At 64.1% G+C, this 12,921-nt stretch carries 13 protein-coding genes; 6 read left to right on the forward strand and 7 right to left on the reverse strand.

The features are described 5' to 3' along the window. The first annotated feature begins 135 nt into the window (after window positions 1–135). The 5 genes from rpsF (at window position 136) to ACFWF2_RS10695 (ending at window position 5,513) form a co-directional block, all read left to right on the forward strand. Window positions 136–423, forward strand: coding sequence for a 30S ribosomal protein S6 (gene rpsF / locus ACFWF2_RS10675; RefSeq protein WP_022565973.1), 288 nt, complete (start codon window positions 136–138; stop codon window positions 421–423). A 94-nt stretch (window positions 424–517) separates the two neighbouring features. After that, complete coding sequence (locus ACFWF2_RS10680; RefSeq protein WP_379306743.1) at window positions 518–1,075, forward strand: single-stranded DNA-binding protein; 558 nt, start codon at window positions 518–520, stop codon at window positions 1,073–1,075. 31 nt (window positions 1,076–1,106) lie between these two features. Then, window positions 1,107–1,358 (forward strand): 30S ribosomal protein S18, encoded by a 252-nt coding sequence (gene rpsR / locus ACFWF2_RS10685; protein ID WP_019050001.1) that lies wholly within the window; start codon window positions 1,107–1,109, stop codon window positions 1,356–1,358. 17 nt (window positions 1,359–1,375) lie between these two features. Then, window positions 1,376–1,828 (forward strand): 50S ribosomal protein L9, encoded by a 453-nt coding sequence (rplI, locus tag ACFWF2_RS10690; RefSeq protein WP_189031508.1) that lies wholly within the window; start codon window positions 1,376–1,378, stop codon window positions 1,826–1,828. Window positions 1,829–2,417: 589 nt separating this feature from the next. Then, entirely contained in the window at window positions 2,418–5,513 is a 3,096-nt protein-coding gene (locus ACFWF2_RS10695) for a replicative DNA helicase (protein WP_379306745.1), read from the forward strand. A gap of 19 nt (window positions 5,514–5,532) precedes the next feature. Here ACFWF2_RS10695 and ACFWF2_RS10700 read toward each other — a convergent pair whose 3' ends face one another. Both ACFWF2_RS10700 and ACFWF2_RS10705 read right to left on the reverse strand, forming a co-directional pair. Further along, the gene (locus ACFWF2_RS10700; protein ID WP_379306747.1) at window positions 5,533–6,831 is read right to left on the reverse strand and encodes a hypothetical protein; all 1,299 of its coding nucleotides are present in this window, start codon (window positions 6,829–6,831) and stop codon (window positions 5,533–5,535) included. A gap of 403 nt (window positions 6,832–7,234) precedes the next feature. Continuing rightward, window positions 7,235–7,645 (reverse strand): RidA family protein, encoded by a 411-nt coding sequence (locus ACFWF2_RS10705; RefSeq protein ID WP_379306749.1) that lies wholly within the window; start codon window positions 7,643–7,645, stop codon window positions 7,235–7,237. Between the two features lie 79 nt (window positions 7,646–7,724). On the opposite strand from ACFWF2_RS10705, the gene ACFWF2_RS10710 reads away from it, so the two are divergent. Further along, window positions 7,725–8,108 carry a winged helix-turn-helix transcriptional regulator gene (locus tag ACFWF2_RS10710; protein ID WP_379306751.1) on the forward strand — a complete coding sequence of 128 codons (384 nt, stop codon included), beginning with the start codon at window positions 7,725–7,727 and terminating at the stop codon, window positions 8,106–8,108. Window positions 8,109–8,122: 14 nt separating this feature from the next. Here the strand turns inward: ACFWF2_RS10710 and ACFWF2_RS10715 are convergent, their stop codons facing one another. From ACFWF2_RS10715 to ACFWF2_RS10735, 5 genes are all read right to left on the reverse strand, one after another. Beyond that, window positions 8,123–8,668, reverse strand: coding sequence for a dihydrofolate reductase family protein (locus ACFWF2_RS10715; RefSeq protein WP_379306753.1), 546 nt, complete (start codon window positions 8,666–8,668; stop codon window positions 8,123–8,125). Window positions 8,669–8,787: 119 nt separating this feature from the next. Next, complete coding sequence (locus ACFWF2_RS10720; RefSeq protein WP_379306755.1) at window positions 8,788–9,681, reverse strand: LysR family transcriptional regulator; 894 nt, start codon at window positions 9,679–9,681, stop codon at window positions 8,788–8,790. Window positions 9,682–9,712: 31 nt separating this feature from the next. Continuing rightward, complete coding sequence (locus ACFWF2_RS10725; protein ID WP_379306757.1) at window positions 9,713–10,579, reverse strand: SDR family NAD(P)-dependent oxidoreductase; 867 nt, start codon at window positions 10,577–10,579, stop codon at window positions 9,713–9,715. 155 nt (window positions 10,580–10,734) lie between these two features. Beyond that, window positions 10,735–11,550, reverse strand: coding sequence for a class I SAM-dependent methyltransferase (locus tag ACFWF2_RS10730; RefSeq protein ID WP_379306759.1), 816 nt, complete (start codon window positions 11,548–11,550; stop codon window positions 10,735–10,737). A gap of 3 nt (window positions 11,551–11,553) precedes the next feature. Continuing rightward, a complete protein-coding gene (locus ACFWF2_RS10735) occupies window positions 11,554–12,831 on the reverse strand; it encodes a serine hydrolase domain-containing protein (protein ID WP_379306761.1) in 1,278 nt (425 codons plus the stop codon). Window positions 12,832–12,921 lie beyond the last annotated feature (90 nt).

Below are 12,921 nucleotides of genomic sequence, written 5' to 3' on the forward strand. Positions count from 1 at the left end.
GGGCGCACCCGCGGAGTAGATCGATTTCGCTGCTCAGTGCCCGCTCATGTAGCCTTACCGGGTTGCTGACGCAACGAACCCTCCTGCCATGGAAAGTCCATGGCCGTTTCCTAGTCCACAGGAGGTGATTGGTCCGTGCGTCATTATGAAGTTATGGTCATCCTCGACCCGAGCCTGGACGAGCGCATCGTCGGGCAGTCCCTGGATAACCTGCTCAACGTCGTCAAGACCGAGGGCGGCAAGGTCGACAAGGTCGACATCTGGGGCCGCCGCCGGCTCGCCTACGAGATCGCCAAGCAGGCCGAAGGCATCTACGCGGTCGTCGAACTGACCGCGACCCCGGCCACCGTGAGCGAGCTCGATCGCCAGCTGGGCCTGAACGAGACGGTGCTGCGCACCAAGGTTCTGCGCAACGACAAGTAGTCCGCAGAGCGAACTCTCGTTTTCGTCGGTGCCTATCTTTAGGCTCTAGCGCGACAGCGAGACGCGGACTGCACCCCGAGCAGGAGGAACCCCCATGGCAGGCGACACGGTCATCACCGTCATCGGAAACTTGACGGCAGACCCTGAGCTTCGTTTCACGCCCGCGGGCGCAGCGGTGGCGAATTTCACCGTCGCTTCGACTCCCCGCGTGTTCGATCGCAATTCGAACGAATGGAAAGACGGCGAGACGCTCTTCCTTCGCTGCAACATCTGGCGTGATGCAGCGGAAAACGTCGCCGAGAGCCTGACTCGCGGGACTCGCGTGATCGTGAGCGGACGACTCAAGCAGCGCTCGTATGAAACCCGTGAGGGCGAGAAGCGCACAGTCGTCGAACTCGAGGTCGACGAAGTCGGACCTTCGCTGCGCAGTGCCACAGCGAAGGTATCCAAGGCCGGTCGCAGCGGCGGCGGTGGCTTCGGTGGCGGTTCCGGCAATGCCGGTGGTGGTGCAAGCGCAGGCGGCTACAACGCCAACAGTGGCGGCGGACAGTCGAGCGGCGGAAACGCAGGCAACGACGATCCGTGGGGTAGCGCGCCCGCGGCCGGCTCCTTCGGGGGCGGCGGCCGCATGGATGACGAACCGCCGTTCTGAGGAACGGCACTCATAGTACGGAGAGAAGACCATGCCTAAAGCGCCCGCGCGCGAAAAGGTGCTGAAGAAGAAGGCTTGCACTTTCTGCAAGGAGAGCAAGTCCGGAATCGTCAATATCGATTACAAGGACACCACGCTGCTGCGTAAGTACGTCAGCGATCGCGGCAAGATCCGCGCCCGCCGCGTCACCGGCAACTGCGTCCAGCACCAGCGTGATATCGCTGTCGCCGTCAAGAACTCGCGTGAGGTGGCCCTGCTGCCTTACGTGTCGACCGCTCGCTGAGAAAGGGAGTCAGACAGATGAAGCTCATCCTCACCGCTGATGTCGACAACCTCGGTGCCCCGGGCGATCTCGTCGAGGTCAAGGACGGCTACGGCCGCAACTACCTGCTGCCCCGCGGTCTGGCCATCGTGGCCACCCGTGGCGCCCAGAAGCAGGTCGAGGGCATCCGCCGGGCGCAGGACGCCCGCAAGGTGCGCGACCTCGATCACGCCAACGAGCTGAAGCAGGCCATCGAGGGCCTTGACTCGGTCTCGCTGGCCGTGAAGACCGCCGACAGCGGCAAGCTGTTCGGTTCGGTCACCACGGCCGATGTCGCCGCCGCCATCAAGGCTGCCGGTGGCCCCGTGGTGGACAAGCGCAGCATCGAGCTGCCGAAGTCGCACATCAAGGCGACCGGCAAGCACGGCATCGTGGTGCACCTGCACCCCGATGTGGCTGCCAAGTTCAACCTCGAGGTTGCCGCGAACTGAGTTCGCTGAGAGCCACCCCCGTGTTCGACATGGGGGTGGTTTCTCGTTGCCTTTTCACGGCTGAAATCGCGATAACTGGACGATAGCCAGAGATCGCTCCCCTGCAGGTCACCCCCGGCGGCCGACGGTCCGCAATTCGCTGACCTCCGGTTATTCAGCCTGTGGATGATTGCCGAAACCGACCGGCAGATTTGTGACTCTCGTCATAGCGTGCACCATCGCTGTTTACCCAACACGCCCGGCCGTTCACCTTGACCGACACGCCGGGACTTCTTTCATCCACAGGTGGAGAGTTGAGTAAAAGGGGGCCTAGCAGGGCGTTCCACCGCACTGACCTGGGTTTTCCCCACGTTTTCCACAGGAGCTACACAACACTGGGTGAACTACCCCCAAGTTATCCACAGTTGTGTGCACATATGGGGTTGGCGGCGCCCCGAAACGTCGCCTAGGTTCGTCGCATTGCCCTGCGCGCGACCCCGGGAATCACGCAGGCAACCGATTGCTGACATCCGTGTCGGTGCCCGGGAGTACAACGAGTTCATCGATGTGAAACCCCCGGTTCTGCGGGCAGAGAGGACGGTCGATTCTGGTGACCACCACCGGTGACCGCGCGCATACGGACTTCCCGCCCGAACCCCCCGGCGAGGACTTCGGCCGCCAGCCCCCGCACGACATGGCCGCGGAGCAGTCCGTCCTCGGCGGCATGCTGCTGAGCAAGGACGCCATCGCCGACGTGGTCGAGGTGCTGCGCCCCGGCGACTTCTACCGTCCCGCCCACCAGGCCGTCTACGACACCATCCTCGACCTGTACGGCCGCGGCGAGCCCGCCGACCCCGTCACCGTCGCCGCCGGTCTCGACCGCCGCGGCGAGCTCAAGCGCATCGGCGGCCCGCCCTACCTGGTCACCCTCACCCAGACCGTCCCGACGGCCGCCAACGCCGGTTTCTACGCCGAGATCGTCGCCGAGAAGGCCATCCTGCGCCGCCTCGTCGAAGCGGGCACCCGCATCGTCCAGTTCGGCTACGCGGGTGCCGACGGCCAGGACGTCGCCGAGGTGGTCGACCGCGCCCAGGCCGAGATCTACGAGGTCACCGAGCGCCGCACCACCGAGGACTTCACCCCGCTGGAAGAACTCCTCCAGCCCACCATGGACGAAATCGACTCCATCGCATCCCGCGGCGGCATCTCCCTCGGCGTCCCCACCGGCTTCACCGAACTCGACGAACTCACCAACGGCCTCCACGCGGGCCAGATGATCATCGTCGCGGCCCGACCTGGTGTGGGTAAGGCGCTGGCGCTCGACACGCCGCTACCGACGCCGCGCGGGTGGACCACGATGGGCGACATTCAGGTCGGCGACGAACTGCTCGGGCCTGACGGGCGTGCGACTCGCGTCGTGGCGACCACCGAAGTCATGACCGACCGGCCCTGCTACGAGGTCGAGTTCTCCGACGGCACGGTGCTCGTCGCCGACGAAGAACACCAGTGGACGACACTGGCACCGACGCTCGCGCCACATCCGGTAGTACGCACCACCGGGGAGATCGCGCACAGCCTGCGCACACCCCGCGATCACTTCGCGCACGCCGTGCCACGCACCGCCCGTTCCGAAGCACGCCAGATCGTCGACGTGCGCAAGATCGATCCACTGCCGGTTCGCTGCGTGGAGGTCGACAATTCCGACCACATGTACTTGGCAGGCCGTTCCCTGGTGCCCACCCACAACTCGACGCTCGGCATGGACTTCATGCGGAGTTGCTCGATCAAGCACGGGATGGCGAGCGTGATCTTCTCGCTCGAGATGAGCCGGACCGAGATCGTCATGCGTCTGCTCTCTGCCGAGGCGAAGATCAAACTCGGTGATATGCGATCCGGCCGGATGAGCGACGACGACTGGACCAAACTCGCCCGGCGGATGAGCGAGATCAGCGAAGCGCCGCTGTTCGTCGACGATTCCCCGAACTTGACGATGATGGAGATTCGCGCCAAGGCACGGCGGCTCAAGCAGCGCCATGATCTGAAGCTCGTCGTCGTGGACTACCTCCAGCTGATGAGCTCCGGCAAGAAGGTCGAATCCCGGCAGCAGGAAGTGTCGGAATTCTCGCGGCATCTCAAGCTGCTCGCCAAGGAACTCGAAGTTCCGGTGATCGCGATCTCGCAGCTGAACCGTGGTCCGGAACAGCGAACCGACAAGCGGCCCATGGTGTCCGACCTTCGTGAGTCGGGTTGCATGCCCGCGTCGACGCGAATCCTTCGCGCGGACAATGGCGCCGAGGTGACGCTGGGCGAACTGATCGCCAGCGGTGAGCAGCCGCTCGTATGGTCGCTCGACGAGCGCATGCGGATGGTCGCGCGGCCGATGGTCAAGGTGTTCCCGAGCGGCCGCAAGGAGGTGTTCCGCCTCCGCCTGGCTTCCGGCCGCGAAGTCGAAGCCACCGGTAACCACCCGTTCCTGACCGTCGACGGCTGGATCGCGCTCGACAAGCTCGCTGTCGGCGATCGGCTCGCGACGCCTCGACGCGTCCCCGAGCCTGCGCACACCACCCGGCTTCCCGAAGCCGAGATCGTGATGCTCGCGCACATGATCGGTGACGGTTCCTGCGTCAAGCGCCAGCCGATCCGCTACGCCGGCGTCGACGAGGAGAACCTCGCTGCCGTCACCACCGCCGCCGAGCACTTCGGTGTCAGCGCGGTCCGTGACGAGCACGCCGCAGCGCGCGTCACCACCCTGCGCCTGCCCGCGCCGTACCGCCTCACCCACGGCAAGCGCAACCCGATCGCCGCCTGGCTGGACTCTCTCGGCCTGTTCGGCCTGCGCAGCTACGAGAAGTTCGTTCCCGAACCAATTTTCGCGCTGCCCGACGATCAGGTCGCGCTGTTCCTGCGGCACCTGTGGGCGACGGACGGATCGGTGCGCTGGGATGCCAAGGGTCGCCAGGCGCGCGTCTACTACGCCTCGACAAGCCGGCGTCTGGTCGACGACGTGAACCAGCTGCTGTTGCGACTAGGGGTGCACGGACGCATCAAAACGGTGCGCAAGGGCGATTACCGCCCCTGCTACCACCTGACAATCGACGGCAGCGAAAACCAGACGGTGTTCCTGCGCGATGTCGGCGTGCACGGCGCCCGTGGTCAGTCCGCCGAGACCGCGCTCGCCGAGCTGGAACCGATGACCCGCAACACGAACGTCGACACCGTCCCCGCCGAGGTCTGGGGCCGGGTCCGCACCCTGCTGGCCGAAAAGCAAATGACGCACCGTGAATTCTCTGCCGCCATGGGTTCTCGCTTCTGCGGCAGCACAATGTGGAAGCATTCCCCCAGCCGGTCCCGTCTAGCCCGCGTAGCCACCGTCCTCGACGACGCCGACATCGACATGCTCGCCACCAACGACGTGTTCTGGGACAAGATCGCCGAAATCACCAGCCTCGGCGAACAAGACGTCTACGACGGCACCGTTCCGGGGACGCATAACTTTGTGGCGCAAGGAATTTCAGCCCACAACTCGCTGGAACAGGACGCCGACATGGTCATCCTGCTACATCGGCCCGACGCCTTCGAACGCGACGACCCCCGCGGCGGCGAAGCCGACCTCATCGTCGGCAAGCACCGTAACGGCCCCACCGCCACCATCACCGTCGCCCACCAGCTGCACCTGAGTAGGTTCGTGGACATGGCCAGAGGGTGATGCTCGTTATGTCGCCTACTTACGCAGTATCGGTACTCGAATGATTCCGTAGTAGAACTCCATACTTCGACTGGATTGTGCCCGCTGAAGTGGTCACATCTACAAGGTCACCTGCTAGGATTGATGCCCCCGCTGCGAAACCGATCTCATGCAAGATCATCACGACCACCACATGTGTCATAAAGCTTGCAAGAAGCTCCATATCATCGATATTTCTGTCATCGACTACCATCCGCGTAGGCATGTTCGATACACTTCTCAAGTTTCGATGTTTCAGTTTGTTATACGTGTTCCAGGACAGATCGATCAGCTTGCCAACCTCAGCATCACCTTGCGTGACGGCGGCGAGTGTTGCCGCCACTGCGTCCCTCACTTTTAGTGAACCATTCGCTGACGACGAACTCTCGACCACGTGTTCCCACGCGGTGCCCAGAAGTGTCACTTGATATCGGTGCGGCACTTGGCCGAATACGATTTCACCGAGAACTTCGACTACGTGAGGAATCTCCACCAAACGGAAAATGAAGTCATGCATCAACCGAATCAGAGCTAACAAATCGCCATTGCCCAGACGAAAGTTCGGGCGATCGAATCCAGGCGCTACCGAAGAGAACTCCGCCCCACGCCACATGAAGTACTCATTTTCGAGAACGACATCGACACTTTCAGGTTCGGCACTACCCTCCATATAAAGGAGAAGTATCCGCAATGCCTTGACAGCGATGCGCGCTTGTTCGACATCCACGATCTTCGAGAAATGAAACTCCACGACGACCCGCTCAGCGTGCGAGTCCGCCACCACCTCCCGCATTGCATCCTCAAAATGTCGCGAGAGTCGGTGCAGAGTCACCGCAGCCATCGAGCCCTCGTAGGATATCGGCTCATCGAGCTTCGCATAGTCGATGCCGACCGCAAAATCGCCCCCGACCGCCAATGGCAGCCCACTTCGAAGGCCGAATGTCGGCGCAACATCGGACGGCTTGAATTGCAACATGATGCCCCGTATCCCGTCCAATATTTCCAACGAAGACGCTGACGATTCGGTGTCGAAGTAATTGCGGGCGACAAAAAGATCTCGCGCGTTGACCGCCAGCTGCATGCCGTAACCCCCAGATATGCGGCCTCCATACATCAGAAATTGGCGATCACGACACAAGCCGGATATTATCTTCAAACCCGCCCAATCGGACGGCCGCAATTCAGCCCGCAGTTGATAGCATCCAGATTCCAGCGGCCTAAGAAACCCGAAGCCGATGGGATGAGCCGGATTGCCGACTGCAATGTCGACAATATCTCCCGCAAAATTCGGAACGCTCATATCGTGCCGCATAATACCCCCTGCGCGTACCTCGTAGCGTTTGTAGCAACCGGACAAGGAGTATCAGCTGACATCGCGCATGGCAACTATCAGGGTTCGTGCCGAACACAACAGGCCGGACACCGGTAGCTCGCGCGCTGGTGCGATGGTATCCAGAGGTCATCAGCCGCGCTGTCCGATCGGTTGTACGGTCAGCAGCCATGGCAGCGGCGAGCCCCTCAGCGCACAAAGTACTTCAGCCCTCAGCGGATGCGGGATGCGCGGCGCTGCCATGGTGGCAGCCGCGGAAGGCTGATCACCTCGCTCCGATCGCACTGCTCGCCGATCCCGCTCTGGCGGAGAGCTTTACACCGGAGCGGGGTCGCGGCCTTGTGCTCACGCCGAGGACGGACTTCGGGTCGAGTCAGTCGACGACGGCGTAGGCCTCCACCTCGACCAGGACGTCGGGTTCGAAGAGGTAGTCGACGCCGATGGCGGACAGGGGTGGGAGCGGGTCGGGCAGGGCGAGTTCTTCGGCGACCTGGTTGATGCCGTCGAGGAAGTCGGCGTATTTGTCGGGGGTCCAGTTGGTGACGAAGAAGCGGAGGCGGACGACGTCGGCGAAGGTGGCGCCCGCGCCGGCCAGGCCGCGGGCGGTGTTGCGGAGGGACTGGGCGAGCTGGCCCGCGAGGTCGCCCTCGGCTACCCGGTTGCCATCGGCGTCGCGAGCGATCTGACCGGCGACGTGGACGTGGCGCGTGCCGGTGCTGATCGAAACATGGTGGTACGGAACGGGGCCGAACATGTTCGGCGGGGTGATGAGCTGCACGGTCATGGGTGGTTCCCTTCACGATCGGACTAGGTATCCGATGTATACGTGGTATTCGAAGGGCACTTCAACGAGACTAGGTGTCATGCAGGAAACCGACGCGGTCCCCCAGCTCACCGCGCAGCACCGTGAGTTGCTCGATCAGATGCTCGACAAGTGGTCGCTGCAGATCATGGAGGCGCTCTGCGATCAGCCGTTGCGTTTCAACGAACTCCGCAGAGCGATACCGGTGGTGACCCAGAAATCGCTCACGGCGGCGCTGCGGCGACTGGAACGCAATGGGATGGTCGAGCGGGTGGTCACCCAGACCCGGCCGGTCGCCGTCGAATACCGCATCTCCCCGATCGGCCGGACGCTGCAGGGACTTATCGACGCGCTGCTGCTCTGGACCACCGACACCCTCCCCGAGGTCGAGCAGGCACGTGCCCGGTTCGACGACTTCCAGCTGGAAGAGGCCCGATCGCGGTGAGGCGACGCTGGTGATCAGCGCGGGGCGAGGCGGTGCACGACGATGCCGGATTTGAAGGTGGTCGTCCCGAGCAATTCGAGGTGGGTGAGGTGCGCGTAGCCCTCGAAGAGCCGCTCACCCGCGCCCGCGATGGCAGGGAAGATCCAGAAGTGGTATTCGTCGACCAGTTTCGCCTCGAGCAACGCGTGCGACAGCGACCCGGTGCCGAACTTGAGAATGTCACGGCCGTCCTCCGCCTTGAGGGCGCGCACCGCGTCGACGATATCCCCCTGCAGGACAGTGGCGTTCCACGTGGCGTCCTGCTGCGCGAGGGTGCGGGACGCGACGTATTTGGGCATGGCGTTGATCCGGGCCGCATACGGATCATCGGCGGGGCGAGTAGGCCACACCTGCGCGAATCCGGCATAGGTTTCCCGGCCGAGCAGGAGCGCATCGCAGGCGAACAGCAGCTCGGACGCGTACTCGCTGTGCTCGGCATCCCAGTACGGCCCACCCCACTCGTGTGGCTCGCCGACAACCCCGTCGGTCGTGACGAAGGTGGATTCGATGATCTTGCGCATGGACAACCTTTCGATGCTGAGTGGATGTTCCCTCAGCATCGCCACCCGAAAACCCACCGACAAGCGGTATTTCGGCAACGCATCGCTAAGCGACATTCAACGATGCGCGCGCATGCCCGTCACAGCGATCCGGCGGCCTCGGCGATTGTCTCCAGGAACGGCTGCACGAGGAGGTTCCTACCCGCGGCAGGCCACAGGAGGCCGTAGTCGATCGGGGGCGCGTCGCGGAAGGGCACGAAAACCATATGCGGCCGGGAATAGAAGTCCTCGGCCCGGAGCGCGACGGTACTGACACCGATGCCCTGACTGACGTGAACCAGCACCTCGGGCCAGAAGTTCGTGGCGGGACCCTGCGATATCGACCGACCCGATGGTGTCCGCCGCGGAAAGTAGCAGTCCATCCAGTAACGCGGAACGCGTTCGTCGGTGATGGTGACCAGTGTCGCGTCGGCCAGATCCTCCACCGATACCGATTCCCGTACCGCGAACGGATGCCCTTCGGGCACCATCAGTCCACGCGGTTCGGAGAAGATGATCGAACCCGTGGTGATATCGGGTTCGGCGATCGGGAACTCGGTGAGCTGCAGATCCACTGCGCCCGAACGCATGCGGCCGAGCGGATCGACCAGCTGGATCTCCTCGATATCGACAACAGCGTTCGGAAAGCGAATCCGGAAGGCATCCGCCGCCCGCACGACCAGATTCCCGCACCACGGCGCGGAAAACCCCACCGTGATGCGCTGTTCGACGCAGCGGCCACTGCTCGCCGCGATGACACTGGCCGCGATCTGGTCATAGGCGGGCCGCAACTCGTCGCGCAGCCGCTTGCCGAGCGGTGTGAGCCGCACGATGCGGCTGTTGCGCTCGAACAACGGTGCGCCTATGCGGCGCTCCAGCTTCTGAATCGTCTGGCTGATTCGACTCGTCGTCACGCAGAGGCGCTCCGCCGTCCTGCCGAAGTGCAATTCCTCGGCGAGGGTGAGAAATGCCTCCAGTTCGAGACGTTCCAGCATCCATATCCCATTCGTGCGGCGCTGGCTACGGTCAGGCGGGCCAGGTGAATTCGGCGTCGGTGAGGTAGTCCTGGCGGCGGGCGTCGAGGGCCATGGCGACCATCTGATGCGCGCCGGGTCCGATGATCTTGCGCAGCGGCGGGTTCGGGTCGTCGACGAGGGCGAGCAGGCCGGCGGCGGCGACTTCCGGTGCGGCTTCGACCCATTCGTTGTCGGCCGCTGGTTCGGTCGCAATGTCCTCGGCTGCCGTGGGCAGGGCGGACATGTCCGGGTATTCCGGCATGCCGAGAATGGATTCGCGGACAGTGGAATACGCCGCGATACCATCGGCGAACTTCATGCTCGACTTGGCCCAGTCGGTGTCGAAGCCGCCCATCTGGGCGAGGGTGACCTTGATGCCGAAGGGGCGCAGTTCGTCGGCGAGGGAGGCGCTGAAGCCTTCGAGGGCCCACTTACTGGCGTTGTACATGCTGAACAGCGGCAGGGAGCCGACCGCGCCGACTGTCGAGATCTGCACGATGTGGCCGGACCCTTGCGCGCGCAGGTAGGGGAGCGCGGCCTGTGACACCCACAGGGCGCCATAGAAATTGGTGTCCATCTGGTCGCGGATCTGGGTTTCGGTCAGTTCCTCGAGCGCGCCGACGAGTCCGTAGCCGGCATTGTTGACGAGGACGTCGATGCGGCCGGTGACGTCGAATGCCTTGGCCACCGTGGCGAATACCTGATCACGGTCACGCACGTCGAGGGGCAGCACCGTGAGTCGCGCATCGGCGAGGTCGGACATGGTGTGTGGGTCGCGAGCGGTCGCGACGACGGTGTCGCCTGCGGCCAGGGCCGCGACGGTGAACGCGCGGCCGAGACCGCGATTGGCGCCGGTGATGAACCAGGTTCTGGGCATAAGCGCTCCTCCAGCTATGAAACGAGACGTTGCGTCTCGCTGATGGAGAGAACTCTGCATCATGTCGGCCCGATTGTCAATACGAGACGTGTCGTCTTGTTGAAGCCAAGGGCGCCATGGTTCTCGACGCATTGCCGGCGAAAGAGCCGAGGGGCCTACGCGGATTCGCCTAGGGATCGCCGACTGCCTGCGGTGTCCTGCGGGCGCCGCGACAGTTCGGCCCGCATCTGCAGGAATCGGAACAGCCCCGGCCTGCCGATGACGGCTTCGTAGCGGTCGACGACCTCGTCCACGAAGGCGGGGACGTCGGCGGCGGGCAAGCGGGCGGTCCAGTCCGCGAACCCGACCGTGCACCACCGGGCGAAGGCCTCGCGGGTGCCGAAGTCCCATTCGCGGTCGGTCACGGATCGCGCGGCGAGTTCGAGGTCTGCGCTCGCCGCGATCGCGGTCAGCGCGCTGGGTTCGATATGCGTGTAGGGGCGCGTGAAATCGGCGAATGCCGCCGACCACCGCGCGTCGCCGGTGACCGCCATCGCGATGTCCTCGACGCTCGGGCGCGGTCCGGCGCAGACATACTGCACGAGCACCCGTCCGCCGGGTGCGAGGGCCGCGGCGATGTGCCGGTAGGCGGTTTCCTGATCGACCACCCAGTGCAGGGCGTTGAACGAAACGACGAGGTCGAACTCGCGGGCGAAGGTCATGGTCGTGACATCGCCGACCTGGAAGTCGACATTCGTGAGCTGGTCGTCGGCCGTGCGGGCGGCCTCGATCATCCGCGGTGACGGGTCGACGCCGAGCACGGAACCGCCGGGCACCCGCGCCGCGATCAGGCGCGTCACATAGCCGTCGCCACAACCGACATCGAGCACGCGCTCGGCACCCGCGACCGCGACGGACTCCACCGCGTCCGTCGCCATCGCCCGCTGGAGTGCGCTGATGTCGGCGTAGCCCGCGCCGTCCCAGTCCGCCATCGGCTACGACCCGCCCTGCGGCGGAACGTCTTTCTTCACCGGCGGCGCGTCGTTCGGGGCGAGGTACGCGCCGATCTTGCGGAACAGCGCGTCACCGCCGTTCGAGTAGCCGCCGGTGGAGCTGAACGCCTGGGGCAGGAAGGTGACGGCGACCGCGATCGCGATCTTCCGCGACGGCAGGTAGGCGTTGACCGCGGCACCGCCGAAGAACAGTGGGTTCTGGTAGGACCAGTCGCCGGTGAGCCACAGGCCGAGACCATAGGTCTGGAAATCGTCGAGCGGCCTGCAGTTGACGCAACCGGGGACCGTTGTCGTCTTGCCGCGCAGGTCCGTGGTCGTCATCGCCCGGTACGACTCCTCGGACAGCAGTTCGCCGCTGCCGATGGCGACGGCACTGCGCTCCAGGTCGAAGATGTCGCTCGTCTGGATCGCACCATGGCTGATCGTCCACGACGGATTCCAGTAGGTCGATTCCTCGTAGAACGGTACGTCGGGCGCCAATTCGAAGTACTCGCGTCGTTCCGAGGTGAACGAGTGCAGGACCGGCTCGGGGATATAGGGCGTGAGGTTCGGCACGGTGTTCTTCAGGTCGAGCGGGCCGAGGACCCTCTCCTGCAAGGCATCCGCGAGCGATTTGCCCGTGACCTTCTCCAGCGCCAACCCGAGGAGTACGTAGTTCGTGTGCGCGTAGGCCCAGTTGGTTCCCGGCTCGAACCACAGGGGGTCGTTGATCGCGAGCGCGAGTTGCTCCTCGGTGGTCCACGCCTTGTACGGATCCGCGAAAGCGATCTCGGCGAATTTCTCGTTCCCGAGCACGAAATCGTGATAGCCCGAGGTCATCTGGGCCAGCTGGCGCAGGTTCACGCGGTCGGCTTCGGGAATGCCGGGCAGGTATTTCGAGAGCTTGTCGTCGAGGCTCAGTTTCCGCTCGTCGGCCAGGATCAGCAGCAGGGTCGACACGTAGGAGATCGCGACCGCGCCGTTGCGGAAATGCATGTCGGTGGTGGCGGGCACGCCCGCCATGGACTCGCCCCTGGCCGCGGTGACGATCTCTTCGCCGTCGACCGTCACGCGCACGATCACCGACTTCAGGTGCGCTTCCGCCATGTAATCGTCGACGATCCGCATGATGGCCTCGGCTTTCGCCGGGTCATCACTGGAGAACGTCGGGTGCGCGCCCGAGGTCGAGCTCGAATCCTTCGCAGTGTCGTTCGACGAACATGCCGCCGCCAGGAGGCCCAGCGCGCAGACGAACACCAGAACGTTCCGAGAAACGGACATTGGTCACCTTCCTGGTTACCTGGAAAATCCGACTGCCCTGGTGTCCTCCGAAATGTGGATCGAGCGAATAGCCAATCCTATGGCGACCTC

The organism is Nocardia sp. NPDC060259, from assembly GCF_042728775.1.
In the GTDB taxonomy this organism is placed as follows: Bacteria; Actinomycetota; Actinomycetes; order Mycobacteriales; family Mycobacteriaceae; genus Nocardia.